The 24,416-nt window shown below is 62.8% G+C and carries 29 protein-coding genes and 1 pseudogene; 10 read left to right on the top strand and 20 right to left on the bottom strand.

Features of this window, described 5'->3' with window-relative positions:
• Positions 1 to 4 precede the first annotated feature (4 nt).
• Together BVH01_RS19460 and BVH01_RS19455 are read right to left on the bottom strand one after the other, a co-directional pair.
• The gene (locus BVH01_RS19460) at positions 5 to 550 is read right to left on the bottom strand and encodes a GNAT family N-acetyltransferase (protein WP_075931886.1); all 546 of its coding nucleotides are present in this window, start codon (positions 548 to 550) and stop codon (positions 5 to 7) included.
• Between the two features lie 66 nt (positions 551 to 616).
• Positions 617 to 1,204 carry an NAD(P)H-dependent oxidoreductase gene (locus BVH01_RS19455; RefSeq protein WP_075931885.1) on the bottom strand — a complete coding sequence of 196 codons (588 nt, stop codon included), beginning with the start codon at positions 1,202 to 1,204 and terminating at the stop codon, positions 617 to 619.
• A gap of 153 nt (positions 1,205 to 1,357) precedes the next feature.
• Between BVH01_RS19455 and BVH01_RS19450 the strand changes: the two genes are divergently transcribed.
• Positions 1,358 to 1,663 (top strand): putative quinol monooxygenase, encoded by a 306-nt coding sequence (locus BVH01_RS19450; RefSeq protein WP_075932115.1) that lies wholly within the window; start codon positions 1,358 to 1,360, stop codon positions 1,661 to 1,663.
• An 83-nt stretch (positions 1,664 to 1,746) separates the two neighbouring features.
• Complete coding sequence (locus BVH01_RS19445) at positions 1,747 to 2,331, top strand: DUF4157 domain-containing protein (RefSeq protein ID WP_075931884.1); 585 nt, start codon at positions 1,747 to 1,749, stop codon at positions 2,329 to 2,331.
• Positions 2,332 to 2,338: 7 nt separating this feature from the next.
• On the opposite strand, the gene BVH01_RS19440 is transcribed toward BVH01_RS19445, so the two are convergent.
• The 5 genes from BVH01_RS19440 to BVH01_RS19420 all read right to left on the bottom strand — a co-directional run bounded on the left by BVH01_RS19440 (position 2,339) and on the right by BVH01_RS19420 (position 4,916).
• A complete protein-coding gene (locus BVH01_RS19440) occupies positions 2,339 to 2,695 on the bottom strand; it encodes a DoxX-like family protein (protein WP_075931883.1) in 357 nt (118 codons plus the stop codon).
• Positions 2,688 to 3,113 (bottom strand): thiol-disulfide oxidoreductase DCC family protein, encoded by a 426-nt coding sequence (locus BVH01_RS19435; RefSeq protein ID WP_075931882.1) that lies wholly within the window; start codon positions 3,111 to 3,113, stop codon positions 2,688 to 2,690. The genes BVH01_RS19440 and BVH01_RS19435 overlap by 8 nt, the downstream gene beginning before the upstream one ends.
• Positions 3,114 to 3,161: 48 nt before the next feature.
• A complete protein-coding gene (locus BVH01_RS19430; RefSeq protein ID WP_139317879.1) occupies positions 3,162 to 3,644 on the bottom strand; it encodes a hypothetical protein in 483 nt (160 codons plus the stop codon).
• A 70-nt stretch (positions 3,645 to 3,714) separates the two neighbouring features.
• Positions 3,715 to 4,293: a hypothetical protein gene (locus BVH01_RS19425; protein ID WP_075931880.1), complete on the bottom strand. Its 579-nt coding sequence runs from the start codon at positions 4,291 to 4,293 to the stop codon at positions 3,715 to 3,717.
• A gap of 14 nt (positions 4,294 to 4,307) precedes the next feature.
• The gene (locus tag BVH01_RS19420) at positions 4,308 to 4,916 is read right to left on the bottom strand and encodes a hypothetical protein (protein WP_075931879.1); all 609 of its coding nucleotides are present in this window, start codon (positions 4,914 to 4,916) and stop codon (positions 4,308 to 4,310) included.
• Positions 4,917 to 5,191: 275 nt separating this feature from the next.
• Between BVH01_RS19420 and BVH01_RS25290 the strand changes: the two are divergent.
• Together BVH01_RS25290 and BVH01_RS25285 are read left to right on the top strand one after the other, a co-directional pair.
• Positions 5,192 to 6,094, top strand: a pseudogene (locus BVH01_RS25290) (PAS domain-containing protein); the annotation flags it as partial.
• On the top strand, positions 6,074 to 6,631 hold the full coding sequence (locus BVH01_RS25285; RefSeq protein WP_371915266.1) for a methyl-accepting chemotaxis protein: 558 nt from the start codon (positions 6,074 to 6,076) through the stop codon (positions 6,629 to 6,631). The pseudogene BVH01_RS25290 and the gene BVH01_RS25285, both read left to right, overlap by 21 nt.
• 36 nt (positions 6,632 to 6,667) lie before the next feature.
• Here the strand turns inward: BVH01_RS25285 and BVH01_RS19410 are convergent, their stop codons facing one another.
• Positions 6,668 to 7,105, bottom strand: coding sequence for an Lrp/AsnC family transcriptional regulator (locus BVH01_RS19410; protein ID WP_075931877.1), 438 nt, complete (start codon positions 7,103 to 7,105; stop codon positions 6,668 to 6,670).
• Between the two features lie 130 nt (positions 7,106 to 7,235).
• Between BVH01_RS19410 and BVH01_RS19405 the strand changes: the two genes are divergently transcribed.
• On the top strand, positions 7,236 to 8,135 hold the full coding sequence (locus BVH01_RS19405; RefSeq protein WP_075931876.1) for a DMT family transporter: 900 nt from the start codon (positions 7,236 to 7,238) through the stop codon (positions 8,133 to 8,135).
• A gap of 24 nt (positions 8,136 to 8,159) precedes the next feature.
• Here the strand turns inward: BVH01_RS19405 and BVH01_RS19400 are convergent, their stop codons facing one another.
• Positions 8,160 to 10,163, bottom strand: coding sequence for a U32 family peptidase (locus BVH01_RS19400; protein ID WP_075931875.1), 2,004 nt, complete (start codon positions 10,161 to 10,163; stop codon positions 8,160 to 8,162).
• A gap of 183 nt (positions 10,164 to 10,346) precedes the next feature.
• Here BVH01_RS19400 and BVH01_RS19395 point away from each other — a divergent pair, with 183 nt between their 5' ends.
• Positions 10,347 to 10,994 carry a YecA family protein gene (locus BVH01_RS19395; protein ID WP_075931874.1) on the top strand — a complete coding sequence of 216 codons (648 nt, stop codon included), beginning with the start codon at positions 10,347 to 10,349 and terminating at the stop codon, positions 10,992 to 10,994.
• Positions 10,995 to 11,084: 90 nt separating this feature from the next.
• On the opposite strand, the gene BVH01_RS19390 is transcribed toward BVH01_RS19395, so the two are convergent.
• From BVH01_RS19390 to BVH01_RS19370, 5 genes are all read right to left on the bottom strand, one after another.
• A complete protein-coding gene (locus BVH01_RS19390) occupies positions 11,085 to 11,906 on the bottom strand; it encodes an HDOD domain-containing protein (RefSeq protein ID WP_027904638.1) in 822 nt (273 codons plus the stop codon).
• Positions 11,907 to 12,057: 151 nt separating this feature from the next.
• Positions 12,058 to 13,092 carry a GGDEF domain-containing protein gene (locus BVH01_RS19385; RefSeq protein WP_075931873.1) on the bottom strand — a complete coding sequence of 345 codons (1,035 nt, stop codon included), beginning with the start codon at positions 13,090 to 13,092 and terminating at the stop codon, positions 12,058 to 12,060.
• A 216-nt stretch (positions 13,093 to 13,308) separates the two neighbouring features.
• A complete protein-coding gene (locus BVH01_RS19380; protein WP_075931872.1) occupies positions 13,309 to 14,397 on the bottom strand; it encodes an SMP-30/gluconolactonase/LRE family protein in 1,089 nt (362 codons plus the stop codon).
• A 238-nt stretch (positions 14,398 to 14,635) separates the two neighbouring features.
• Positions 14,636 to 14,983, bottom strand: coding sequence for a cupin domain-containing protein (locus BVH01_RS19375; protein WP_070886495.1), 348 nt, complete (start codon positions 14,981 to 14,983; stop codon positions 14,636 to 14,638).
• Between the two features lie 101 nt (positions 14,984 to 15,084).
• Positions 15,085 to 15,942 carry a DMT family transporter gene (locus tag BVH01_RS19370; protein WP_075931871.1) on the bottom strand — a complete coding sequence of 286 codons (858 nt, stop codon included), beginning with the start codon at positions 15,940 to 15,942 and terminating at the stop codon, positions 15,085 to 15,087.
• Positions 15,943 to 16,216: 274 nt separating this feature from the next.
• Between BVH01_RS19370 and BVH01_RS19365 the strand changes: the two genes are divergently transcribed.
• Positions 16,217 to 16,882 carry a DUF2076 domain-containing protein gene (locus BVH01_RS19365; RefSeq protein ID WP_075931870.1) on the top strand — a complete coding sequence of 222 codons (666 nt, stop codon included), beginning with the start codon at positions 16,217 to 16,219 and terminating at the stop codon, positions 16,880 to 16,882.
• A gap of 263 nt (positions 16,883 to 17,145) precedes the next feature.
• Here BVH01_RS19365 and BVH01_RS19360 read toward each other — a convergent pair whose 3' ends face one another.
• Positions 17,146 to 18,318, bottom strand: a complete 1,173-nt coding sequence (locus tag BVH01_RS19360; protein WP_075931869.1) for a GGDEF domain-containing protein — start codon at positions 18,316 to 18,318, stop codon at positions 17,146 to 17,148.
• A gap of 164 nt (positions 18,319 to 18,482) precedes the next feature.
• Entirely contained in the window at positions 18,483 to 19,145 is a 663-nt protein-coding gene (locus tag BVH01_RS19355; protein ID WP_075931868.1) for an ion channel, read from the bottom strand.
• A gap of 250 nt (positions 19,146 to 19,395) precedes the next feature.
• Between BVH01_RS19355 and BVH01_RS19350 the strand changes: the two genes are divergently transcribed.
• On the top strand, positions 19,396 to 20,139 hold the full coding sequence (locus BVH01_RS19350; RefSeq protein ID WP_075931867.1) for a class I SAM-dependent methyltransferase: 744 nt from the start codon (positions 19,396 to 19,398) through the stop codon (positions 20,137 to 20,139).
• A gap of 135 nt (positions 20,140 to 20,274) precedes the next feature.
• Here the strand turns inward: BVH01_RS19350 and BVH01_RS19345 are convergent, their stop codons facing one another.
• From BVH01_RS19345 to BVH01_RS19335, 3 genes are all read right to left on the bottom strand, one after another.
• Entirely contained in the window at positions 20,275 to 21,303 is a 1,029-nt protein-coding gene (locus tag BVH01_RS19345) for a hypothetical protein (protein ID WP_075932114.1), read from the bottom strand.
• Positions 21,304 to 21,569: 266 nt separating this feature from the next.
• Positions 21,570 to 22,088, bottom strand: a complete 519-nt coding sequence (locus BVH01_RS19340) for a hypothetical protein (RefSeq protein WP_075931866.1) — start codon at positions 22,086 to 22,088, stop codon at positions 21,570 to 21,572.
• A 181-nt stretch (positions 22,089 to 22,269) separates the two neighbouring features.
• Positions 22,270 to 22,962 (bottom strand): GNAT family N-acetyltransferase, encoded by a 693-nt coding sequence (locus tag BVH01_RS19335; protein WP_075931865.1) that lies wholly within the window; start codon positions 22,960 to 22,962, stop codon positions 22,270 to 22,272.
• A gap of 133 nt (positions 22,963 to 23,095) precedes the next feature.
• Here BVH01_RS19335 and BVH01_RS19330 point away from each other — a divergent pair, with 133 nt between their 5' ends.
• Positions 23,096 to 23,431, top strand: a complete 336-nt coding sequence (locus BVH01_RS19330) for a hypothetical protein (RefSeq protein ID WP_075931864.1) — start codon at positions 23,096 to 23,098, stop codon at positions 23,429 to 23,431.
• The gene (locus BVH01_RS19325; protein ID WP_027911249.1) at positions 23,415 to 23,615 is read left to right on the top strand and encodes a DUF1289 domain-containing protein; all 201 of its coding nucleotides are present in this window, start codon (positions 23,415 to 23,417) and stop codon (positions 23,613 to 23,615) included. The genes BVH01_RS19330 and BVH01_RS19325 overlap by 17 nt, the downstream gene beginning before the upstream one ends.
• Before the next feature lie 99 nt (positions 23,616 to 23,714).
• Here the strand turns inward: BVH01_RS19325 and BVH01_RS19320 are convergent, their stop codons facing one another.
• Positions 23,715 to 24,245: a transposase gene (locus BVH01_RS19320; protein WP_075931863.1), complete on the bottom strand. Its 531-nt coding sequence runs from the start codon at positions 24,243 to 24,245 to the stop codon at positions 23,715 to 23,717.
• Positions 24,246 to 24,416 lie beyond the last annotated feature (171 nt).

Below are 24,416 nucleotides of genomic sequence, written 5' to 3'. Positions count from 1 at the left end.
GATTTCAGGTCTGCTGGTTTAGCCATTCCTCGCGGCTGAGCGCCCAGGTCTGGGAGGGCAACCGGCCGCACACGTAATCGCTCTCGCCGGTCGCCACCAGGCGCATGCCTTCGCGCTCGGACAGTCGCTGCGAGGCGACGTTGGCCAGCGCCTTGGGCACCTCCATCAGCGGGCGCTGCAACACCTCGAACCAGTATCGGTTGACCGCCACGCAGGCTTCGCTCATCAGGCCCTGCCGCTGCCAGGCTGGCGCTATCCAGAAGCCGCGGTTGTTGCCCGGCGTATCCATCAGGCTGATCACGCCGATCACCCGCTCGGGCTCGGCTATGGGCCGCAGCGTCCAGTGCCATTCCTGGCCGGCGGCCATGGCGGGCAGGGCGACATCGCGCAGGTAGCCTAGCGCACCGTCGGCCGGGTAGGGCCAGGGCACCTGGGCATTGAGGTAGCGCACCACTTCCCATTGGCCGAACAGCGGCTGGATCTGCTCGGCGTCGGCCAGTTGCAGGGGCTGCAACAGCAGGCGCGGCGTGTGAAGGCTGGGGAGGGTCATGGGGGCAGTCCATGGCAGAGTGGAGCGACCGATAGTGCCGGTCGCGGCCCCGTTTGTCATGCCGTGTCAGGCGCTCTTCAGCACGCGGGCCAGGTGTTCGCGGTAGCGCTGCACGTCACGCTCGACATCCGGGCGTTTCATCACGTCCACGCACAGGAAGGTCGGCAGGGCGCGCATGCCCACGAATTGCTGGGACTTGTGGAAGGGGAAGTAGACCGCGTCCACGCCCTTGCCCTCGAAGAAATCACTGGGGTCGTCGAAGGCCTGCTGCGGCGCGTTCCAGGTCAGCGACAGCATGTACTGCTTGCCGTGGATCAGGCCGCCGCTGCCGTATTTCTGCGAGGCGTCGGAGCGGGTACGGCCGTCGTTGGCGTACAGGCTGCCATGGCCTTCGGTGAACACCTCGTCGATGTACTTCTTGACGATCCACGGCGCACCCATCCACCAGCCCGGCATCTGGTAGATCACCACATCGGCCCAGAGGATCTTCTGCACTTCCTCGGCGACGTCATAGCCGGCGTCGATCTCGGTGGTCTTGAATTCGCTACCGGCCTGGTCGAGAAACGCAGCGGCGGTTTCGTGCAGCGTGCGGTTGAGGCGGCCGTCGGAATGGGCGAATTGTTTGCCGCCGTTGAGGAGCAGGATCTTTTTCATGGGGCGTCTCCGTAACTGATTGAATGAACTTAGGTTACGGCTTCACGCGCAGGCGAAAAATGCCGGCAAGGGCAAATTACTTTTGCCTTGAATGCATGAATGCTGAGCTTTTACCTGCGGTACGGTGCAGCAGTATTCAACACGGAGATTCCCATGTACGGCTTCATTCTTCACGCCCATACCCGCCCGGAGCGGGCCGATGCCTTCGAGCAACTGTTTCGCGCTTATGTCGAGCCCAGCCGTGCCGAGTCTGGCTGCATCGAATACCACATGCTGCGCGATGCCAAGGATCCGACGCTGTTCATCTTCTTCGAGGTCTGGCAGTCCCGCGAGCACCTGGCGGTGCACACGGCGCTGCCGCACATGCGCGACTTTCACGAGCGGCGCATGGAGTACCTGAGTCGCGATTTCGATATCCGCGAAATCCAGATGCTCAGCTCTTCATCGTCCGGCGCGTAGGCAACGGGTTTACCCGGCGGCAGGGCTGGACAACTGCAGCGGCTGGCGCCAAGGTCGCCTCTTTGGTCGATCGAGTGCGACGCATGTCCAAACGCGTTCTGTTGTATGTGCTGTTGACGGTTTTGCCGGTGCCTGCCGCATTGGCCTGCGCGCCGGGTGAAACCCAGGTGTGCCTGGGTGGTTGCATTTGCGTGCCGGACCCTAACGGCGTGCTCGGGCCGATGCAGGAGCGCGCCGGCACCATCACCGCCGGCGCGCTGAAAGGCTGGATCCTGCGTTCGCGCGAGTCGGCGGCGCGCCAGGGAACCCTGCCGATCCCGCCGCAGATTCGCCAGCAGCTGCTGCCGTTCTACGCCGCCGAACTGCTCGATGCGGTGCGTTACAAGGTGGGGGATCTGGACGAGCTGAGCGCCGCCCGCAACGTCATGCAGAACCCGGACATCCAGGCGGTCACCCTGATCGACATCATCGTCTTTCGCGATGCACGGATGGCCGAGCAAGACGCCGCGCTGTGGGCCCATGAACTGCTCCATGTGCAACAGTATCGGGAGTGGGGCACGGCTGGCTTCGCGGCGCGCTACAGCCGCGACTTCAACGCCGTCGAGGCACCGGCCTACCGTCGCCAGGCCGAGATCGCGCGGCTGCTACGGGAGCAGGCCGGCCAGTGATGCGGCCTTAGGCGTGCGGCCTGCCGCGCAGTGCGATCATGCCGAGCACCAGCGCGGCGAGGTTCAACGTCAGCGGATTGAAGGCCTGGGTCAGCAGCGCTGGCGCGAAGATCGCCACATCCACCAGCAGCACCAGCAACGCAGCCTGCGCCACGTAGAGCGGCCAGCGCTGCCGGTGCAGCAGGACGATGAGCAGCCCCAGCAGCAATTCACCGGCACCCGCCATAGCCAGCAAACCGTGTGGCAGGCCGTGGGCATCGAGCAACTGCAGTTCGGTGGCGTCTCGCATCAGCAGCTTGGGCACCAGCCCGTGGTAGATGAAGATCGCGGCCACTGTCAGGCGCGCCAGACGGGCGTCAGTCATGCAGGAAACGCTCGCGGTCTTCTGGGCGTGGCACCTGGCAATAGTCGTGGCGACCGAACAGATGGTAGCGATTGCGGGCGATGGGATCGTACATCCAGTCGCGCAAGCGGCGTGGTATGACGCGTGCCACCGTCGCCCAGCGCCAGGGTGCCGGCAACTGGCCGAGGATGGCCAGAATGGCGTCGCTGCGTTGCAGGGCCTTGTCGCCTTCGACATACAGGAGCGTGTCGAAGCGATCCAGCGGCATGCCGAACCACGCCAGAATCGCCTGGCCCTGAGGCGACTGCACGCTGCATAGCTTGAGCCTGCGGGAGCGGTCATGGCGAATCAGAAAGCGGCTCCAGCCGTTGCACAGCTTGCACACACCATCGAACAGCACGACACGATCACCGGCCTGCAGGTGGGGTGGGTAAGCCATGGATGTGCTCCGTGCCGAAGACGGGCTCAGGGTAACCCAGTTGGCGGATCAGTAATGCAGATCTTCACGGGCGTGGGAGCACTGTTTTACCAGCGCGTAGATCGATACGGCGAGCAGCAGGAGAATTGCCGCGATGCAGAACGAGAACACCAGGAAGTTCATGCGGCTGTTTTCGTAGATATCTCGCGGCAGGTAGAAGCGTGGCAGCAGCGCAGACTGCACGATCTCGATTTGCTGGCCCTCGCGGTAGGCCTGGGTAGACGGCGCCCGGCGCTGTTCGGCCGAGCCGCTGAGCTGAGTGCCGTTTGCAGCCTGGAAACTGTACTCGTAAAGCTCGACGCTGCTGTTGCCCTCGATGGCGGTCACGGCGGTGACCACGCCTTCTGCGCTGGTCGACCACAGTTTGATGACCGCGATGCTCGCGCCGCTCTGCGCCAGAAAGGCGATGAAGGCGAAGGCCGGGATCATCCAGATCGAAAGCGAGGACAGCGTGAACAGGAAGTCACGCTGCTCTTCCCTGGGGTAGTACACCATTTTCATTCCCTCGAAAACATGGTTCGGTCCATCAGTGGGGGCGAGCCATCGCGCGCCCCGCGGGATGTCAGATGAGCTTCTGGCGTGCAGCTTCTTCCAAGGTGCTGCGGGTCAGCTGTACCAGCACGTTATCCGAGGATTCATTGAACGGTACGGCGAAGATCAGCAGCAATTGCATCCAGGTGGTGACGGTCTCGCTCTTCTCTACCGTTCCCAGCACCTTGCCGTCGGCGTCCTTGAACTGCGCTTGCAGGGTAAACTCGTTCTTGAAGCGGCCAGGGACGATGAAGAGCGTGAACCCGGTTATGAATGCGCTGGCCATGCTGCCGCGTTCATGATTGATCACACGCACGTTCACATAGACGTCCGAGCGCTCCTTGGCGGTGGTCACTGCACTGAAGCGCCCGCTGTCCTTGAACTCCTTAACCAGCAGCTTTTCCAGGTTGTCCTGATTGAAACCACCGGCCCGGTTCTGGTCATTGAACAGGTAGCCGCTCTCTACCTTCAATTGCGCGCTGGGTTTGGCTTCGGCGGGTGCTGCCAACGGCCACTGGCCAACCTCCGGCAGGCTGTGATTCGAGTAAGACGCACAACCTGTCAGCGTGAGCAGGGCGGTGGCGAGAATGGCGGTAAACAACTTTTTCATGAGCTACGTCCTTGTCAGGGTTTGGCGAGTTTGCCGGTGGCGTCTTGCAGCAATTGCTCGACCAACTGGTTCAACTGATCGGCGCCGAGCGAAGGGTTGAAGTAATCGTTGTCCCACAGGCCGGTGTTCTGGTTGAGCTTGACGGCCTGCTCGCTACTGCTGAGCAGCTTGCCCTGGGCATCGGCGATCTGCAGGTTGCCGGCGAGGTCGTACTTGTCGACATAGATCGGGCCGTTGACCCAGATCCACACGGTCAGCGTCAGCAGGGCGCCGGGAAAGTAGGCTGGGTGCGGTGTACGTTTGGCTTTCAGCGAGGTGAAGGTGAACTTGAGTGCTACGTCGTCCTTGCCGAGGGTGGCGGGAAAACTGATCACTTCCTCGAAGTACTCGCCACGCTCCACACGGCGAGCCAGCTGCGCGGTGAACTGGGCACTGAGCGTCTTGCGCAGGGCTTCACGTACTTTGGGGTCGGTAATCACCACGTCGTCGATCATCGCGGCGCGCGGTTGAGTCGATGTGGCTTTCTGCGCGGGGTCGCCGATCGGGCCGGCCGGCACCATGGACACGCAACCGGTCAGCATCAGCAATAGGGAAAGGGTGCCGAGATAAAGCAGCTTTTTCATGCTTCTTCCTTGAAAAACTGAGAGTTGAACGCGGGCGAGCTCACAGAGCGCGGCGCTCCCCCTTAAAGCGGGGCGCCATCTTAGGCATCGCGTAGAGACAAGGCCAGCGCTGATCAGATGGTTTTGTGAGGCAGTACCAATCCGTGGGGGTGTTTCTGACGTAACTATCTGTTTTCAAATTATTTTTTATCAAACTTCGCCCGTATGTTTCTGGTCTGTTCGAGTACGCGACTTCTCGCCGACGGCGAGCGGCAATTTTCCAGCGCAAAACCCCGATGACCGTGTGCCTACCTTCTATGCTTGATGGCAGATCGGCATCCAATTGCGCCGATGGTCGGCCCCTCAACAAATCGGCAGGGCAGCCGATGACCTTCCACATCGTTGCTTTTTGGAGAAAGAGCATGTTCGGTAGTCACCTCAAGAAAGAACTGCAGGCCAAGGATGCCGAACTGTCGCTGCTCCGACAGCTGTACAAAGGCATCGATAACGAGATGATCACGCTGACCATCGATCCCGATTTTCGAATCATCGAGGCCAACGCCAACTTCTCACGTTTCATCGGCCACGCCCCTGAGCAGTTGGCCAACCGGCCGATGAGCGACATCGTGCCGGCGTACGTGAAGAACCTGCCGTGCTTCAAGAAACTGAGCGAGGCGGTGCGTACCGGGCGTTCGGTCAGCGATCGCTACCGGTTTACCCGCGCCGATGGTGCCCTGGTGTGGATCCAGGCCTGCTGGCAGCCGGTTGTCGACGAAAGTGGCAAGGTGCGCCGCGCGCAGTGCTTCGGTACCGAGGTCACCGAAAGCATGAACCGTGCGCGGGAAAACGAGGATTTCATCAATGCCTTGCTGCGTTCCACGGCGGTGATCGAGTTCGATCTGGCTGGCAACGTACTGACTGCCAACGACCAGTTCCTGCACGGCATGGGCTACAGCCTGGATCGCATCAAGGGCAAGCACCACAGCATGTTCTGCGATTCCCAGGAAACCCATTCGCCCGAGTACAAGCAGTTCTGGGAGCGCCTCAATCGTGGCGAGTTCGTGGCCGGGCGCTTCAAGCGCATCGACAGCCACGGCCATGTGGTCTGGCTGGAGGCGACCTACAACCCGGTCCACGACACCCAGGACAAGCTCTACAAGGTGGTCAAGTTCGCCACCGTGATCACCGACCAGGTCAACCGCGAGGAAGAGGTCAACGATGCGGCGGGAATCGCCTATGGCATTTCCCAGCAGACCGACACCACCGCCCAGCGCGGCGCACAGGTGGTCACCGATACGGTGCAGACCATGCAGCGCATCTCCGAACAGATGGGCTCGGCCTCCGAAGGGATCGAGGCGCTGGGCAAGCAGTCGGTGCTGATCAGCACTATGGTGCAGACCATCGGCAGCATCGCCCAGCAGACCAACCTGCTGGCGCTCAACGCCGCGATCGAGGCAGCGCGTGCCGGCGAGCAGGGGCGCGGCTTCGCGGTGGTCGCCGATGAGGTTCGGCAGCTGGCCAGCCGCACCAGCAAGGCTACCGAGGAGATAGTTGGTGTAGTTCAGGAAAACCAGAAGCTGGTCGACACCACCGTGCGCGATATGGCCAGCAGCCGGCAGCAGGCCGAAGCCGGCCTGGAGCTGGCCAATCAGGCGGGCGAGGTGATCGTCGAGATTCGTCAGGGCGCCAAGCAGGTGCTCGGTGCGGTGGAGCGTTTTGCCAGCCAGTTGAAGTGAGGCCGGGGACGATGGCGAGCCATCTCGCCATTTTGATCACGCCATCGGCGGCAGCCGTCGCTTGACCGTGGTCTTCTTGACGATGGCGGTGTTGGTCAGGGCGTAGACGTTGATGTGGTCGAGTATCTCGTCCAGCTGCTCCATCGAGCGCACGTGAAGGCGGGCGATGAAGCAGTCCTCGCCGGTGACCTTGTCGCACTCGGTGAATTGCGGTGTGGCCTGGATCTGCCGTTCCACCTCATGCAACTGGCCGGGTAGCGGGCGGATGCGCACGATCGCCTGCAGCTGGTAGCCGAACGCGCGTGGGTCGATGTCCGCGCCGTAGCCTTTCAACACCCCTTTATCTTCGAGCTTGCGCAGGCGCTCCGCCACGCTGGGCGAGGACAGGCCGCTGATCTGCGCCAGCGCTTTAAGCGAGCGACGCGAGTCTTCGGTCAGGGCGACGATCAGTTGCTGGTCGATTTCGTCGATCATATTGGCTCCAAAGGCGATTATGCGTTTTGGCCTTGATACTAAAGCCGGATGGCTTCTTTTGCATGCCTTTCGCCATGGAGCGCCGCTGTGCCGATTGCCATAATTCGTGCCTCACTCAAGGAGCACGATGATGGACAAGAAGATTCATAGAGGCACGCTGGAAATGGTCGCCGCCATGCTCATTTCCGGCACCATCGGCTGGTTCGTTCTGCTCGCCGGCCTGCCGGTACTCGAGGTGGTGTTCTGGCGCTGCGTGTTCGGTGCGCTGACCCTGCTGGTGGTTTGCGCCATGCTCGGCTTCCTGCGCCCGGGTCTGCTCAGCCGCTATACGGCGATGCTGGCGGTGGTCAGCGGGGTGGCCATCGTCGGCAACTGGCTGCTGCTGTTCGCCTCCTATTCCCGCGCCTCGATCGCCATCGGCACCGCGGTCTACAACGTCCAGCCATTCATGCTGGTGATTCTGGCGGCGTTGTTTCTCGGCGAAAAACTCACTCTGCAGAAGCTCGCCTGGCTGTCGATCTCGTTTCTCGGCATGCTGGCCATCGTCAGCGCCCACGGCAGCGCCGGGCAGGGCGGCGGCGACTACCTGACGGGCATCGCCTTCGCCCTGGGCGCGGCCTTTCTGTACGCCGTGGCTGCACTGATCATCAAGAAGCTCAAGGGCGTTCCGCCGCACCTGATCGCGCTGATCCAGGTGAGCGTTGGCGTGCTGATGCTGGCGCCGCTGGCCGACTTCACCACGCTGCCTCAGGGCCAGCAGACCTGGTCGATCCTGCTCACCCTGGGCGTGGTGCATACCGGCGGCATGTACGTGCTGCTCTACGGCGCCATTCAGAAGCTGCCCACGGCGCTGACCGGCGCGCTGTCCTTCATCTACCCGATCGCGGCGATTGCCGTCGACTGGATCGCCTTCGACCACCAGCTCAGTGCGCTACAGTGGCTGGGCGTCGCGGCCATTCTAATGGCGGCGGCGGGGATGCAGCAGGGGTGGAGTTTGCGCGCCTGGAGGTGGCGAAGCGTCAGCCAGTGAAGGCTGACGCTCGCGCCATCTGCCTCAGTGCGGCGCCTGGCGCCGCGCCGTTTTCAGCAGGTCTTCCGGGCTGATGTGACCGACTACCTGGGTGGCGGCGCTGCCGGGTTGGGGCAGGTCGAGGATGTGGCCTTTCATCTTGCCGATCACGTGCATCTCGCACGGCTTGCAATCGAACTTCAGGGTCAGCACCTCGTCGCCATGTACCAGCTGCATCGGCGCGACCTTGGTCTTCACGCCGGTAACACCCTTGGCCTGTTTGGGGCACAGGTTGAATGAGAAGCGCAGGCAGTGCTTGGTGATCATCACCGGCACTTCGCCTTCTTCTTCATGGGCCTCGTAGGCGGCGTCGATCAGTTGCACGCCGTGGCGGTGATAGAACTCGCGGGCCTTGTGGTTGTAGACGTTGGCCAGGAACGACAGGTGCGATTCCGGGTACACCGGCGGCGGGTTGCTCTCGGCCTTGCGCCCACCACGTGGGTGCGCGGCGACGCGGGCTGCGGTCAGCGCCTCGATGGCCTCGCGCCGCAGGCTTTTCAGCTGCGAGTTGGGCACGAAGAATGCCTGCGGTGCATCGAGGGCGACGCCTTGGGCGTGGTAGATGGTGGTGCCCAACTGGGTCAGCAGGTCACGCAGGCCATCGAGCGCCTGCTCTGGCTTGTTGGCCGCGCCGAAGGGGCCGTCCAGGCTGACGTTGGCGCTGATGCCTTCCTCGCTGGTGGCGGTGAGCTTGAGTGCGTTTTCGCGCAGCTCGGCTTTCCAGCTCACGCCGATGCGTCGTTCTGCCGAGGTCTTCTGCAACGCCTGCTGCCAGTTATGGTCGAGGTTGCGCGACAGCGGATGATTGGGGCGCAGACGGAATAGCCCTTCGGGCATTTCGTTGGGCTCGACGCGGTAGCGATAGCGTTTCTCGCCATCTTCCTCGAACTCGCCTTTCAGCTCGGCGATGTTGGCGCGGAAGCCGACGACCTCGCGTTTGACCAGCACGTTGAGGCCATCGCCGTTGGACAGCGGTTCGAAGGTGACGGCGATCAGGTCGCGCTTGTTCACCTTCTCGACATGGCCGACGGAGAGCCCGGTGAAAGTCGGCGAGTCGAAGGCGCCGATGTCCACCTTGCGCTCGGTGACGAAGTAATCGGTGCTGCCGCGGTGGAAGGTCTTGTCCGGGTCGGGCACGAAGAAGTGCGCGGTGTGGCCGCTGGAGGCGCGGGCCAGGTCCGGGCGGTCTTCGAGAATCGCGTCGAGCTCGCGGCGGTAGTGCGCGGTGATATTCTTCACGTAGGCCACGTCCTTGTAGCGACCCTCGATCTTGAACGAGCGCACGCCGGCCTCGACCAGGGCGCGCAGGTTGGCGCTCTGGTTGTTGTCCTTCATGGACAGCAGGTGTTTCTCGTAGGCGATCACGCCGCCTTTTTCATCCTTGAGGGTGTAGGGCAGGCGGCACGCCTGGGAGCAGTCGCCGCGGTTGGCGCTGCGCCCGGTCTGGGCGTGGGAGATGTTGCACTGGCCGGAGAACGCCACGCACAGCGCGCCGTGAATGAAGAACTCGATGGCAGCATCGGTTTCATTGGCGATAGCGCGGATTTCCTGCAGGTTCAGCTCACGGGCGAGCACCAGCTGGGAGAAGCCGGCCTGGTCGAGAAATTTCGCGCGGCCCAGGGTGCGGATGTCGGTCTGGGTGCTGGCATGCAGCTCGATCGGCGGAATGTCCAGGTCCAGCACGCCGAGATCCTGCACGATCAGCGCGTCCACGCCCGCGTCGTAGAGCTGGTGGATCAGCGTGCGCGCCGGCTCCAGCTCGTCGTCATGCAGGATGGTGTTGATGGTGGTGAAGATACGTGCGTGATAGCGACGGGCGAACTCCACCAGCCTGGCGATATCGGCCACCTCGTTGCAGGCGTTGTGCCGGGCACCGAAGCTCGGGCCGCCGATATAAACGGCGTCGGCGCCATGCAGAATGGCCTCGCGAGCGATCTCGACATCGCGGGCAGGGCTGAGCAGTTCCAGATGGTTCTTGGGCAAGGACATGGTTTTTCTTTATAGGCAGCGAGGGGCTGCAGGCGCTGCAGCGTTCCTCTGGGGCACGGTTTGGCGCGCATTGTACCGGGCCATAGCCGCCTCGGCACCCGTGATGTGCCGGACGGCTGGTCAGGCTGTCGGCGGCCGGCCATCTGTGGGAAAGTAGCGGCCTTTTTTCGGAGGGCGTTTGCGATGGATAACAGAGGGCTCGAAAAACTCGATCAGTTGTTGCTCAAGTATGGCAACGACGACTCGATTCTTTCCGCCAGCGAACTGGACGGTTATTTCGCGGCCATCGTGTCCGGGCCTCGGCAGATCGATCCCGGCATCTGGTATCCGCACATCTGGGCCGAGCAGTTGCCCAAATGGGCCAATGACAAGGAAGGCGAGCGCTTCACCAAGCTGGCTGTCGAGCTGATGAGCGAAGCCGCCTACATGCTTGGCGAGGAGCCGGACGACTACGAGGCCATCTTCCTGGCCGACGACAATGGCCAGGGCGAGAAACTCATCGTCTCGCAGTGGTGCGCCGGTTATCTGCGCGGCGCCCAGGTGGCGGGCTGGATCGATGCCGAGCTACCCGAGGCGCAGCAGACAGCACTGGCGAACATCACCCTGCACGGCAGCGAAGAGGGCGTGGATACGCTCAACGCCATGTCCGATGGGCAATACGACGCCTCGGTCGCCACCGTCGAGCCAGCGGCCCTGGCACTTTACGACTACTGGCAGCAGCACCTGGAACCGGTGCTGCCGGTTCGCCGCGACGAGGCGAAGGTTGGCCGTAACGACCCATGCACCTGTGGCAGTGGCAAGAAGTACAAGCAGTGCTGCATGAACGCGTGAGCGATATGTAGCCCGTATTGAGCGCTGCGATACCAGGGGAAGGAATGCTGCAAGGCGGGCCGCTCGGATGGGGCCCGCCGTGACGCCAGGTCAGTTCAACAGGTCGCCAAACGCCTTGTCCGCTTCCAGTACGGCGGGCAGCGCTTCGAACAGTTTGTTCAGGTCCACGCCTTCGAACAGCGGGCCTTCCAGGTCCTGTTTGGCTGCATCGCTCAGCCCATGAGCCTCGAGGCTTTCCTCGACGTGAATAGCCTGCGCCACCAGGCGCGCATACTGGCCATCGCCCGGCGCCTGGGTGGGTTTGTTCTGGTAAGCGATGGCGTTCTGGATCAGTGCCGGCAACTGCCAGCGGCGCGCCAGTTCGGCGCCGACTTCCGGGTAGCCGAAGCCCAGTTGCAGGGTTTCCTCGGCGGCCTGGGCCGCGGCCTCACGTTGCGGGTGGCGGTTGAGGCGGCGGGCGAAGTCCGGGGCGCCGGTCTGGATCAGCAGCTCACCGATGTTGTGCATCATGCCGCAGGTAAAGGCGGCATCCGCGTCGAGCTTCGACTGTTTGGCCAGGGTGCGGGCGATACTCGCCACGCGGAAACTGCGCAGCCAGAATTTCTTCAGGTTGAAGCCGGTATCGACCTTGAAGGCGCCGGTCATGGCAGAAGCCAGCACCAGGGTGCGCAGGGTGTTGAAGCCCAGGCGCATGGCGGCATCCTCTACGCTGCTGGCATCGCGCGAGCCGCGAAAGCGCGCCGAATTGGCCAGGCGCAGCACCTTGGCGGCGATCACCGGGTCACGCTCGATATTGCGCGCCACGCTTTCCAGGCTGGTGGAGGGATTGTCGAACTGCTGGATCAGATCCTGGGCGACCTTCGGCACGGTGGGCAGGGTGTGCAATTCGGCAAACAGGCTGGCGATATCCATATGAAACTCCTGGGAACGATCCGGGGGGGACGATATGGAGTTTCAGCATAGTCGCGCTGATGACGCTTGCCAGGCCTCGAGCCGGCTTTTTCGCCGCGCCGGACCTCGCTTCGTCAGCAAAAAAGCCCGGTTTTTCAACGCCAACCCGTGATCAGCCGAGGGCGAGTGCCTCATCGCTGACCACTCGGTTGCGACCTGCACGTTTGGCCGCATAGGTGCGCTTGTCGGCCGCGTTCATCAGCTCGTCCAGGCGCTCACCATCCTGGCCCAGGTTGGCCACGCCGGCGCTGAGGGTCATCTGCATGGGCGTGCCATTGACCAGCATCGGGGTGCTGGCCAGACGCTCGCGCAGCTCCTCGGCGATTGCGCTGGCCTGGGCGGCCGTGGTGTTGGGCAGCAGGGCAGCGAATTCCTCGCCGCCGAGCCGGCACAGCAGGTCGGTGGCGCGCAGGCGCTGGGACAGAACGCTGGCGAAATGGCGCAGCGCCTGGTCGCCGGTTTCGTGGCCGAAGCGGTCGTTGATCTGCTTGAAGTGATCGATATCCAGGTAAACCAGGGCCAGCGGCGTGTCGTTGCGCTGGGCGTGGGCGCGCTCGCGGGCGAAGATCTCGGTCAGCTTGGAGCGGTTCGCCAGGCCAGTGAGGTAATCGGTGCTGATCAGCTCCATCAGGCGCTTCTCGGTCTGCGCGCGGGTGTGTTCGTAGGTGTGCGAGAAGATGGTGATCGCCAGGGTCGCCATGCCGATGTCGAGCAGAAAGCCCAGGCTGTCGCTGGGGTTTTTCTCGGCGTAATGCTGGGTGTACAGATACAGGCCCAGGCTGACGAACAGGATCGAGCCGATCAGCCCCAGGCGCAGGCCCAGCAGCAGGTAGAGAATGATCGGGATGGTCTGGATCCAGGCGAAGATGCCCACCGAGGTGTTCGGGTTGGCCAGGGTGGCCATCATCACGCCCAGAAAGGGAATCAGGTAGACGATGGTCAGGGCGCGCAGGTGGCGGGTGCGCTCGACCACCACCAGCATGTACAGCGACAGCAGCGTGTAGATGACCTCGATGCCCACCAGCAACCACAGCCCGCGGGTGGCGTTGAATACCGAAAACAGCACACCGAAGCACATGGTCACCCAGAGCAGAGTCTTGAACATCCTGCGCCGGGACTGATCACTGTGATCGACTGGAGCCAGCATTTGAAACGTCCTTCGGGCCACCTTGGCGCACGAGATTGCCAGCGCGTCCTGGCGATTGCGCCGTTTGGTTTGGGGGAGGAGATGAATATGCGGGCAATTTTGCCCGAAGCTGGCCCCGTGCTACTAGGGATATTTTGTAGTGCACGCGCAGTGCGCCGGCATTGCGCCGACGCAACCTTGCGATCATGCCGGATTGGCCGGGCATGATCGGCGTTTTCACACCAGGTTAGCGCCCCGGGCGTTCACGAAGATCGAGTAGATCGCATGGCTGCTGGCCATGAACAGGCGGTTGCCTTTCTCGCCGCCGAAGCACAGGTTGGCGCAGCGCTCAGGCAGTGAGATATGGCCGATGGCCTTGCCTTCGCTATTGAACACCCGCACCCCGTCGAGCTTTTCCGGCTCGCTTTCTGGTGTGCCGTTGCTGCCCCAGCCGCACCAGAGGTTGCCGAACTCATCGCATTTGATGCCGTCCAGCGCGCCGGTGTCGGTGGCTTCGATGTGCTTGCGGCGTTGGCCGAGGGTGCCGTCGTCGTTCACCGCGTAGGCCCAGACCAGTCGGTTGGGCTTGGCGCGCCCTTCGACGATGTACAGGGTCTTTTCGTCCGGCGAAAAGCACAGGCCGTTGGGGCCGCCCAGGTCGTCGGCCACGCGGGTGACCCGGCCGGTTTCGCCATCGATGCGGTAGACGCCATGGGGCAACTCGGGCTCGATCTTGTAGCCCTCGTAGAAATTGCCGGTCTGGAAGGGCGGGTCGGTGAACCACACCGAGCCGTCACGCTTGACCACCAGGTCGTTCGGCGAGTTGAAGCGCTTGCCCTCGAATTTGTCGGCCAGCACGGTGATGCGCCCGTCGTGCTCGGTACGGGTGATGCGCCGCCCCAGCTCCTGGGTGGTGGAACCTTCACAGGCGATCAGCCGGCCCTGGGTGTCGCGCACCAGGCCGTTAGCGTAGTTGGAGGGCTGGCGATAGACGGCGAGCGACTGGCTGATCTCGTCCCAACGCATGATGCGGTTGTTGGGGATATCGCTGACCAGCAGGTAACGGCCATCACCGAACCATACCGGGCCTTCTGCCCAGCGCAGGCCGTCGGCGAGTTTTTCCACGCTGGCGTTGAACAGGCGCAGTTGCAGGAAGCTGTCATCGAGCACCTGCACGGCGCTGTCAGGGTAGCGCAGGCCGAGCGGCTGGGCGGCGCCCGCCAATTGTGGCAGCAGCGAGCCGGCGCTGGCGGCAGCGGCGGAGCAGATCAGCGAGTGCTTGAGGAAGCGGCGGCGCGAGCTTCCAGTTGGCTGGGTGTCGTTCATGTCATGTCCCTTCTTGTCTTTGTCGGGCCGAAACGGCCTGAACAAGCTACAAGATGTACGATGACTGCGAAAGATTTATCGCGACGGAATAACGGCGTCGCCGAGATTGATTTCTATCTCGTTGATATTTAGCTGTTTTACTTGGAGTTGTCTTGGGGTGCATGGCGGGGGCGAGATTGGTTGTCTGATGACGTGATAATCGGCCACCGCGACAGCGATGGCCGATCACTGAAAGAAGTCAGGCGAACACGAAGTACTTGCGCACCGTCTCAACCACTTCCCAGGTGCCTTTCATGCCCGGCTCGACGACGAAGATATCGCCGGCCTTGAGGTGGATCGGTGCCATGCCGTCCGGGGTGATGATGCAGTAGCCTTCCTGAAAGTGGCAGTACTCCCACTTCACGTATTCGACCCGCCATTTACCGGGCGTGCAGATCCAGGTGCCCATGATCTTGCTGCCGTCGTCGCTGGTGTAGGCGTTGAGGTTGACCGTGTGCGGCTCGCCCTCGATGCGCTCCCACTTGCAGGCATCGACCACGGGCATGGGCTGGGTGTCGCGCAGAACGGTAATCGGTTTGTTGGCCATGAACGGCTCCTGATGTTGGACGAAAGTGGTTCACCTTAGGCGGCGTTTGAATCGCTCAGTTGTCTGGGGTCGACATGGGCGTGCGTATTCGCGCTGCCTGGTCATGCCGCAAGAGCGGGGCGGGCGCGCAGGGTGATGCCGGCATGCACCACCAGCGTGGCGATCACCAGCGCGCCGCCGTACAGCGTGGCTCGGGCTGGTTCCTCACTCAGGAAGTACCAGACCCACAAGGTGCCCAGCACGCTTTCCAGCAGGTAGAACAGCGCCACCTCGGCGGATGGCAGGTAGCGCGTCGCGCTGTTGATCAGCAAGGTGGCCACTGGCATCTGCATCAGCCCCATGATGCCCAGCGCCAGGTAGCTGGCCGGGTCCAGGCCCAGGGGCTGCGCCTTGGGCAGGGCGATCAGCGCGGCCACCAGCCCGCCAAGGGCGATCAGCGGCATGCGGGCAAGGCTGGAATGGCGGCGCAGCAAGGTGAGGTTGGCGCCCAGCGCCGCCGAGGACAGCAGCGCGTAACCGTTGCCCAGCAGGTCGCTGGCGCTGAAGGAGCCGGCGAACACCAGCACGATGCCCAACGTCGCCACGCCGATCGCCAGCCAGGTGCGCACGGCCACCGCCTCGTGCAGGAAGAAGCGCGTGAACAAGGCTGCGAACAGCGGCGCGGTACTGAGGATGACCACCACATTGGCCACCGTGGTTTGAATGATCGCCAGCACGAAAAAGATCGAGATCAAGGCCAGCAGTACAGCCGATATGGCGCTCGGCAGCGGTTTGGCCAGCAGGCTCGCCCGGCTGCGGGCCGACAGCGAGAAGGCGCTCAGGGCGATGAACATCAGCAACCCGCGCCAGAACACGATGCTCCAGCCATCGGCCTGCACCAGGCGCACCAGCAGGCCATCGAAACTGAGCAGCACGATACCGCTGGTAACCAGCAGCAGGCCGCGCGCCGAGTCGTTCATCGCGGCTTTCCTTGTTGTTATGGATTGCCCCGATGATTGCTCCAAATTGGTGCGTCATCCTGCCCAGATACGCCGCTTGGGAAGGCGTTTACGACCTGGCGGCCGGCCGTTTCGAGGCCAGCGTGGGCAGGCCATGGGCGACGCCAGGTTTAGTGGGCCGGCCCGGAACTTGTAATTTTGTCGTTCACTCCAATGTATCGCTCAAGCGACGCCAGACGCCGCCTGGCACCTTGAACAGGGACGTGCATTTCTCCATGGCTCAAGCGAGGCACCCATGAATTCCGAAGAGCAAACCCTGATCGATGGCCTGTTCACCCGCCTGCAAGAAGCCGAGCACGAGGGCGGGCTGCGCGATAGCGAGGCCGAGGCGCAGATCAAGAACCATCTGGCCCGGCAGCCTGCAGCGCCGTACTACATGGCCCAGGCGCTGTTGATTCAGGAAGCGGCCATCAAGCGCCTGGACAAGCGCGTGCGTGAACTGGAAGCCCAGGCGACTGACGCGCAGCGCCAGCGCGCGGGCAGCGGCGGCTTTCTTTCCGGGTTGTTCGGTGGCGGGCAGCCGGCCAGCGCGCCGCAGCCGAGCCAGCGCCCGGCTGGCTGGGGTGAAACACGCTTTTCCCAGAATGCCCCAGCCGCACCTGCAGCGCCCGCGGCCATGCCCGGCGCGGCGCCGGCAGCCCAGGGTGGTGGCTTCATGCGCGGCGCGCTGCAGACGGCGGCGGGCGTGGCCGGCGGGGTGATGGTGGCGGATCTGCTCACCAACATGTTCCATCACAACCAGCCCCAGGAAATCGTCGAAGTCATCCGCGAAGACGCGCCCATGCAGGACAGTTTCGCCAATGACGCCCCTTACGCGGGCAACAGCGACATGAGCAACGACATCGATACCGATGCCTTCGACAGCTCGGATTTCTTCGACGACGACAGCATGTTCAGTTAGGGTCTATTCCCGTTTCACGCACGGCCGCGCCGGAGCCAGTTTTTGCGCGAGGCAAGGCACGAGATGCGAAGTTTGGCAGGCCAAATGAGCCATCGAGTAACGCCGAATCGCGCAAAAACTGGCCCGGCCCTCCGGGTTGCGCGGGAAATGACCTCCGCTGTCGTTGCAGGACTTGGCAAGGGAACGACCATTCCCTGCGTCCTGCGCCTAACCGGAGGCCATTTCTCGCAGCAACGCGGCTCGCGCTGAAACGGGAACAGACCCTATCCCGCCAGCGGTTCGGCGTTGGCGGTGCGATCGACCAGCCGAATACTGTCGCGCCCGCCGCGTTTGGACTGATACAGCGCCACGTCGCCCTGTTCGATCAGCGCTGCCAGGCTGGCAGGCGGCTGGTCGAACAGACTGGCGCCGATGCTCAGGGTCACCGCTTCGGGAGTGGCGAACGTCTGCGCGGTGGTGCTCTGAAATTGCTGGCGCAGCAGGTCACCGAGGCTGGTGATACGCGCTGGTGACGCATCCCTGAGCAGAATCACGAACTCGTCACCGCCCAGCCGTGCCGCCAGCGAGCCCTCGGGCAGCACCCGGCGGATCATCTCGCCAAGTGCGATCAACAGCTTGTCGCCGGCGGTATGGCCGTGCAGGTCGTTGACCTGTTTGAAGTTGTCGATATCGATCAGCAGCAGCGCGCCAGGGTGCTTCGGCGAAACCCCGTCGAGCAGTTTGGGCGCTCGCGCTTCCAGGGCGCGGCGGTTGTACATGGCGGTCAGCGGGTCGCGGGCGGCCAGGCGTTCGATACGTTTCTCCCGGCGATAACGCACGGTCCCGGTCATCGACAGGGCGATCAGCATCAATGCCATCACACCCTCCACCAGCGAGATCTGGATGATCTCGCCGCGAAATGCCGCGAGGTCGATCAGCGTGCCCGGCACCAGTACCGGAAAGGTCTTGGCGACGTAGAACAGCCCGTGGCCCAGCAGTACGAAGCGTAACTGGGCAGCGCCGGCGCCCAGGGATTTACCCCGAGGGCGCAGCAGGAAACTGGCCCTGATGGTGATCAGCGCGATCAGCAGCGAATTGACCACGAGCATGATCTTCGACCACTCCGGCCCTTCCGGCAGCAGTAACATCGCGAACCAGACCACGGCCACCAGGACCCAGGCCAGCGACAGCCGCGTTTCGGTAAAGCGCGCCACCCCGGCGAAGAACAGCCAGTGCGAGGTTATCAGCAGGCCGTTGGCGAACCAGATACCGATCAGCAGCAGGCCGCTGCTGCGCAGCAAGGCAAGGGTGCAGCCTACGCTGATCAATGCAAAACCGGCGCTCCAGAACAGCAGCGAAGGCTCGCGTACGGTTTGCCATTCGATGGCCATATACAACGCGGCCGCCAACGCCAGGGCGATGGTGATCGTCAGTATGGTTAGGGGGTCGAACGCCATGGTCTGCTGGGCCTGCGGGTAGAAGAATCGAGAGCGAGCTGCGCCGCTGGATTCGAGCGGCGGCGATCGTGTGTTTGAGCGTAGCCGTCATGGGCGAAACCGGGTGGCTGGCAGGCTTTTCCCGAGCCATGAATACCCACCCGTTCAGTCCTGCAACCACGGGTTCAGCTGTGTTTCGGCCTGACCGTCAGGCTGACCAGGCGGGTGACCACCAGGCCGATGTACATGACCCCGGCGAATTGCTCGAGCATCACCAGAGCGCGGGCGAAGGGCCGCAGCGGAATGATGTCGCTCAGGCCGACGCCCGACAGGGTGGTGAAACTCAGGAACAGCAGCTCCACCCAGGTGCGCTGCGCCTCGGGGTTGATCGCCGCCGTGAAGCTGCCCGGGCTGAGCAACTGGCATACATGGAACGCATGGGCGAAGGCCCAGGCCAGCAGCGTGAAGGTGGCGCCGACGGCGAACAGCTCGTCGGTGCTCGCGCGCTGGTCTTCCATCATGTAGGCGATCAGGCCGCCGGCTGCGTAGAAATAGAAGCTCGACTCCAGCGCCGCGAGGAGGATCGACAGCGCGGTGTTGTATTCGAACTCCAGGGCCACGGTCAGCATCAGGATGCACGCCGCTTGGGTGAAGGCGATCCACTGGATGGTCGGGCTGCTGCGCACCATGCGCAGCGACATTGCCAGCACCACGATGCCAAAGGCGCCGACGATGGCCCGCCCCTCGGACAGGCGTTCCATGAACGGGTAGAGCACGATGCCCAGCAACTGCACGAACAGCAGGCTGGCGGATGGGTAGCGGAGCAGGTAGGTGTGAGCCTTGGGCATCGGAGTCGACCGGGCGAGGGGAGGTGTGCAGCGGGGCGCCATTTTGCCGGGCAGTCTAATGGATCGCCAGCGCCGCGTAAGCTGCCGTTCGCCGTCTGGCAGGCTGCATGGCGTTTCGCGCGGGGCGGCCATCAGCCGGGCTTATCCGCCCGCGGCCTGCTGCAGCCGCACAGCGAATAGTGGCAGCGCCACGCGGGTTTTCGGCTATGATCCGCCACCCTCGAAAACACCCCGTCATGGTCAGGTCTCGATGCCCGTCAATGCCCTCTATACGGACCTGTCCGATTACTACGACCTGATGTGCGCCGATATCGACTATCAGGCGCAAAGCCACGCCGTGCAGCGCCTGCAGCAGTTGTTCGGCAACGGCGGCAAGCGGCACCTGGACCTGGCCTGTGGCACCGGGCCCCACGTGCGGCATTTTCTCGATGCCGGCTTCCAGAGCAGCGGGCTGGACATCAACCAGCCGATGCTCGACAAGGCCGCCATCCGCTGCCCCGAAGCGCACTTCGCGGTACAGGACATGTGCGCATTCAGCGTCGACGAACCGGTCGACCTGATCACCTGCTTTCTTTATTCCATCCACTACAGCGCCAGCATCGAGCGCCTCGCCGCCTGCATCGCCAGCGTGCACCGCGCCCTGCAGCCCGGCGGGCTGTTCTGTTTCAATGCGGTCGACCGCACCCGCATCGACAATCGCCTGTTCGCCTCGCACACCGTGCAGGTCGAAGCGGGGCGCTTTACCTTCAGCTCTGGCTGGCACTACATCGGGACGGGGGAACGGCAGGCGCTGCGCTTACGCATCGAAAAGATCACGGGCGATGAAACCCTGACCTGGCACGACGAACACCCCATGGTCGCGGTCAGCTTCGCTGAGCTTGAGGCGCTGCTCGAGCCGCACTTCGAGGTTCATGTGCTAGAGCACGACTATCAGAAAATCCTGCCGATCAGCGAGAACGCCGGCAACGCGCTGTTCGTTTGCGTGAAGCGCTGATGTACGCGCTGATACCTCTTGCAGGGATGGTCAGGTTTTCCCTGCCAGCCACTTGTCCGGAAACCACCGCGCCCGCAAGGCTCTAGGCCAATGCGGGCACGGTGGTTCGGCCGGTCGGCAGTTACCACAAATCGATCAAACCGCAGCGACTGCCTTGGCTGGCGGCTGAGTGCGACGCCCCAGTGCACCAGCCCCAGCAGCTACCAGACCAGATATGATCAAGGTGATCAGTACGATCCATGCGCCTTGGGAAACGCGTTTGGCGGCCACTTCTGCTGCTTCACGAGCTTTTTGCTCGGCCTGTGCCTTGAGTTCTTGATACTTGGTATAGGCCTCGCGGTAGCTGGCCTCAGCCTGATCGACGATCTGATTGGCCTCGGCGTCCGTCTTGTTTCCACGCGCTTTGATCAAGTTGACCAGGGCTTCACGGTCAGCCGCGTCCCACACCTGATCGCCTTTGTCCTTGATACGGTCTAGCAAACCGCTCAGTTGCTCGTCAGCTTGTTGTGGATTTTCCACGCTGCGTCGTGCGGTTTCCTGCGCATCCTGCTGGGTGGCCTGGGCGTCCTCACTGAGGTTTTCCGGATCCAGTTCAGCCTTGCCGGTCTGGCGCATGGCTTTTTCGAGTTCGCCCTGAATGTCGTCCAGATTGAAATCGATCCCTTGTTCGCGCAGCTCTTCCTGAATCTTGCCGCCTAGCGCCGGCGCCACCTGAGCGATGCCGCTACCCAAGGCCGAAATCCCGCTGCCAGCCAGATTCATGCCGCCGCGCACCACACCGGTAATGGCGTTGGACAGCAGGTAGACGGTGATCAGCGATACGCTCGCCCATACCAGCAGGCCGTGAAAGGCGCCCTCGCGTTGTGCCAGGCGGCCAGCTGCCCAGCCACCTACCGATAGCGAAATTACCGAGCTGATCACCACCCAGGCGGCTGCGCCAAAACCCATGCCCGCAGTAGGATTGGTTTCTTGAAGCGGGTCGATGCTCGCGCTTCCGATGGCGGTGCCCAGCACGCTGAGCAGCAGGGAAACCATCATGGCAAGCACTACGCCGGCGAGTACCGCACTCCAGGAAATGCGTTTGAGCAGCGGTGCTGCTGCAGTTAAGTCGTGGGGAGCTGGGTCGGTGTAGCTGGTTGGAGCACTACGATCATTGCGAGTCATGTTGGCAGTCCCGTTATGAAATGGCGATACGAGCCAATCGCTCGTAATCCACATGACCGAGGCGGCGCTGATAAAGTTTTGACTCTCCTTTTGCGACTTGTGTCTCGTTATGCGCCAGCTCCATGGATGTCCCGTAGCAGCCGAGATACTTCTGGCGGGTTGTCGTGTTGCCGACCATTGGAGCTCACAGTGGGTATTCGCTTCGCGCGCCATTGACCTTGCTTGTCGCCGTTATCCAAGCTTTCGGCGTAGGCCTGCAGCGCCGGTTACCTGGCCAGCGCTGCAGCGCTGTCAGCCGCTGCGCTTTTCACCTTGGCCGCCAACACGGCGGCCTGGATCGCCGCCAGGCTGCGCTTGGCCGCCGGCGACTCGAACACCGCACTTTCGGCCAGCGTGTAAAGGCGCTCGCCGTTGTGCAGGGTGAATTCCACGAACGCCAGATGCTCGCTCCATGAGCGATAGCGCCGCACCATGAACAGGCTGTGCTTCGAGGCCACAGCGCGCACGCTGCTCAGCGGTATCTGACGCTGATTGCTTTCGCTGGCAATGATCAGCTCATCGTTGTGAATAGAGGCCGGCCCGGCCTTGTTCATGCGTCGCCATTCCAGTGCAAATCGCCAACCCATAAGCAGCAGGCAGCCGCCAACCAGCAGCAGTTCGGGCAGCCGCATGGCCGATGCCTTGAACAGCACCAAGCTGCCAATCGCCATCAGAATCGCCAGGGTGATGGCGCGATAGAAATATACGCTGTGAAAATCGGGGAAGGTCAGAAAGCGGATGTCCATAGGCGCATTCTCGTCCAGAGGTCTGACTACTGGGTGTTCCCAGGGCCGTGGGCGCATAGCATTGAAAGGCTTTGCGCCGGCTTCCTGCCCATAACTGCTCGGCAATCTCGGCAGGTTATGGCATCTGTTCGTCATGCTGCGTGATCCGGCACGCAAATCGGTAGCGTCCTCGGCTATGTGATCAGTGCAGCGTCGGCGTAAGCCGCTCGGCAACCAGCTGACGAGCCTGATGGGCGAGCTGATCCAGGTGATAGTCACGCTGTTTCTCGGCCTCGCTCATGGCCTTCTTGCCATGCTGCTTGAGCAGGTAGGCGTGGATCTGCCGCACTTCGGTGGACTGAAACACCGGCGCCAGGTCCTGCACGGCCACCAGGCCATCGGAGCGCTGGTCGCGGGTGTTCATCAGCACCTGCGGCCCTTGGGCGGCGAGCACCTGCAGGCCCATGGCCTCGAAGGTCGGCACCTTGCCGGCGACGCAAGCCAGCTCCAGATGAGGATGCCGCTCGGTGATGCGCTGCAGCATGGCGCGAGCGATACCCCGACAGCGGTGGCTTGCGGCCACGGCCATGTAGGCGAGGGTGCAGGCCTCGGCGTCGTCCTGGCTGGGCAGGTACAGGGCGAAACCCAGCACCACGACCGGGTCCTGATCGTCCAGGGCCAGCAGCAACTGTGTCGGGCTATCGGCTTCGCCATTCATGGCCTGCAGATACAGGTGCACCTCGTAGCCGATCACGTACTGGTACAGCTGGAACAGCGGGTTGCTGGGCGTCAGCGGCACTGGGCTGATATCGCTAAAGTAGTCCACCACCATCTGCAGCACCTGGGCTTTGAGGGACTCGGGTGGCGGGGCGTCGAGGTGGGTGAGGGTGAACATCGGGCGGGCTCTTGATAAAAACGGCGGGCGGCATTGTAACCCGTAGGGCTTGCGGGCGTTGGCGCCGAAGGCCTATGGGCGTGCCGTCTCGGGTAACATGGCGGCGCATCGAGCATTGATCCAGAAGGGCCTTATGGCAGCGTCGAAACGAAAATATGCAGGTATCGAGCGCGAGTTGATTCGCACCCTGACCGACGCCTGCGAGACGGCCAAGAGCGAAATCGTCGGTTTCCAGTGGCTCACCCACGACGTCGATTACCAGCGCTTTCCCGAGAGCCTGCTGGTTACCTGGATGTTCGACAGCGAAGCCAACAGAGCGCGGGCTTTAGCAGGCGCGGAAAAGGCCAGGATGCTGGCGTTGACCCTGGCCGCGTTCGAGGCAGTAGGCATCAGCGTGGCCCGCATCAATGAGCACGTGGCGTTTTCGGTCGAGCAGCCGGCAAGGGGCAAACGTGGCCAAGGACATTGAAAACCCCTGCGTGTCGCTGTGTCAGCTCAACAGCGAAATGTGCGTCAGCTGTGGGCGCACGCGGGAGGAAATCCGCAAGTGGCGAGGCATGAAGCGGCCGGAGAAGATGGCCACGGTGCAGAAGGCTGCGGCGCGGATGAAGGCGATTGCCAAGAAGAAGGGCAAAGGGCAGAAGTCCGAGTGATCGTTCCACGCTCCGCGTAGGGGCGCGGTCACGTAGGGTGGATCGGGGCGCGTAGCCGACGCTCTTTTCATCCACCATAGCGATATAACGTCGAACCCCTTACTCACCATAATTTCTGTCCGACCGCTCGGGCTCTACACACCAGCCAGCGGGATAGACGCCCATCGCCACTGCACGGTGAAAACTCGAATACGGCCAATCCGCCAGCTGCTCGACATAGCCATGTTTTAGTGGATTGATGTGGATGTAATCGAAGTGCTGCTGGTAATCCCGTTCATCCCGGATCAGATGTTCCCAATAGCGTCGTTGCCAGATACCACGCTCGCCGCGGCGCTGCTGATTATCTGTGCGAGTCTCGGTGACGGGGAGGCGTTTGGCGAAGGCGAACTTGATGACCTTCCAGCGCAGGGTGAAGCCGGCATCGCCTGGCGGTAGCGTCCACATACAATGCATATGGTCGGGCAGCACCACCCAGGCGTCGATATGAAAGGGATGCCGAGCCCGTGTTGCGCGCACGGTCTCGCGCAGCAGATCGATCTCGCGGATCAGCAGATCGCTGCGGCGATCTTGCAGGTTGACGGTGAAGAAGTAGGTAGCGCCGGGAACGCGGGCACGGCGGTAATTGGGCATGGCGGTTCATTCTTGAACGTCGTGTAGCTTGAACCATGGTGGACAAGCTTCGCGTTGTCCACCCTACAAGCTTGCACGGCCCGAACCCGCACGTTAGAGCCTGTTTACGATCTTTTGAGCAGTAGTACGAGAAAAGCCAAATGGATGAACTGCAAGCTGGTGTTGAGCTTA

The organism is Pseudomonas sp. PA1(2017) (assembly GCF_001945375.1).
Classification (GTDB): Bacteria; Pseudomonadota; Gammaproteobacteria; order Pseudomonadales; family Pseudomonadaceae; genus Aquipseudomonas.
This window is presented reverse-complemented; position numbering and strand designations above follow the sequence as displayed.

Excerpts from the sequence above, each read along its gene's own strand:
- BVH01_RS19460 (WP_075931886.1), bottom strand. The coding sequence starts at position 550 with ATGACCCTCCCCAGCCTTCACACGCCGCGCCTGCTGTTGCAGCCCCTG.
- BVH01_RS19455 (WP_075931885.1), bottom strand. The coding sequence starts at position 1,204 with ATGAAAAAGATCCTGCTCCTCAACGGCGGCAAACAATTCGCCCATTCC.
- BVH01_RS19450 (WP_075932115.1), top strand. The coding sequence starts at position 1,358 with ATGTACGGCTTCATTCTTCACGCCCATACCCGCCCGGAGCGGGCCGAT.
- BVH01_RS19445 (WP_075931884.1), top strand. The coding sequence starts at position 1,747 with ATGTCCAAACGCGTTCTGTTGTATGTGCTGTTGACGGTTTTGCCGGTG.
- BVH01_RS19440 (WP_075931883.1), bottom strand. The coding sequence starts at position 2,695 with ATGACTGACGCCCGTCTGGCGCGCCTGACAGTGGCCGCGATCTTCATC.
- BVH01_RS19435 (WP_075931882.1), bottom strand. The coding sequence starts at position 3,113 with ATGGCTTACCCACCCCACCTGCAGGCCGGTGATCGTGTCGTGCTGTTC.
- BVH01_RS19425 (WP_075931880.1), bottom strand. The coding sequence starts at position 4,293 with ATGAAAAAGTTGTTTACCGCCATTCTCGCCACCGCCCTGCTCACGCTG.
- BVH01_RS19420 (WP_075931879.1), bottom strand. The coding sequence starts at position 4,916 with ATGAAAAAGCTGCTTTATCTCGGCACCCTTTCCCTATTGCTGATGCTG.
- BVH01_RS19410 (WP_075931877.1), bottom strand. The coding sequence starts at position 7,105 with ATGATCGACGAAATCGACCAGCAACTGATCGTCGCCCTGACCGAAGAC.
- BVH01_RS19405 (WP_075931876.1), top strand. The coding sequence starts at position 7,236 with ATGGACAAGAAGATTCATAGAGGCACGCTGGAAATGGTCGCCGCCATG.
- BVH01_RS19400 (WP_075931875.1), bottom strand. The coding sequence starts at position 10,163 with ATGTCCTTGCCCAAGAACCATCTGGAACTGCTCAGCCCTGCCCGCGAT.
- BVH01_RS19395 (WP_075931874.1), top strand. The coding sequence starts at position 10,347 with ATGGATAACAGAGGGCTCGAAAAACTCGATCAGTTGTTGCTCAAGTAT.
- BVH01_RS19390 (WP_027904638.1), bottom strand. The coding sequence starts at position 11,906 with ATGGATATCGCCAGCCTGTTTGCCGAATTGCACACCCTGCCCACCGTG.
- BVH01_RS19385 (WP_075931873.1), bottom strand. The coding sequence starts at position 13,092 with ATGCTGGCTCCAGTCGATCACAGTGATCAGTCCCGGCGCAGGATGTTC.
- BVH01_RS19380 (WP_075931872.1), bottom strand. The coding sequence starts at position 14,397 with ATGAACGACACCCAGCCAACTGGAAGCTCGCGCCGCCGCTTCCTCAAG.
- BVH01_RS19375 (WP_070886495.1), bottom strand. The coding sequence starts at position 14,983 with ATGGCCAACAAACCGATTACCGTTCTGCGCGACACCCAGCCCATGCCC.
- BVH01_RS19370 (WP_075931871.1), bottom strand. The coding sequence starts at position 15,942 with ATGAACGACTCGGCGCGCGGCCTGCTGCTGGTTACCAGCGGTATCGTG.
- BVH01_RS19365 (WP_075931870.1), top strand. The coding sequence starts at position 16,217 with ATGAATTCCGAAGAGCAAACCCTGATCGATGGCCTGTTCACCCGCCTG.
- BVH01_RS19360 (WP_075931869.1), bottom strand. The coding sequence starts at position 18,318 with ATGGCGTTCGACCCCCTAACCATACTGACGATCACCATCGCCCTGGCG.
- BVH01_RS19355 (WP_075931868.1), bottom strand. The coding sequence starts at position 19,145 with ATGCCCAAGGCTCACACCTACCTGCTCCGCTACCCATCCGCCAGCCTG.
- BVH01_RS19350 (WP_075931867.1), top strand. The coding sequence starts at position 19,396 with ATGCCCGTCAATGCCCTCTATACGGACCTGTCCGATTACTACGACCTG.
- BVH01_RS19345 (WP_075932114.1), bottom strand. The coding sequence starts at position 21,303 with ATGACTCGCAATGATCGTAGTGCTCCAACCAGCTACACCGACCCAGCT.
- BVH01_RS19340 (WP_075931866.1), bottom strand. The coding sequence starts at position 22,088 with ATGGACATCCGCTTTCTGACCTTCCCCGATTTTCACAGCGTATATTTC.
- BVH01_RS19335 (WP_075931865.1), bottom strand. The coding sequence starts at position 22,962 with ATGTTCACCCTCACCCACCTCGACGCCCCGCCACCCGAGTCCCTCAAA.
- BVH01_RS19330 (WP_075931864.1), top strand. The coding sequence starts at position 23,096 with ATGGCAGCGTCGAAACGAAAATATGCAGGTATCGAGCGCGAGTTGATT.
- BVH01_RS19320 (WP_075931863.1), bottom strand. The coding sequence starts at position 24,245 with ATGCCCAATTACCGCCGTGCCCGCGTTCCCGGCGCTACCTACTTCTTC.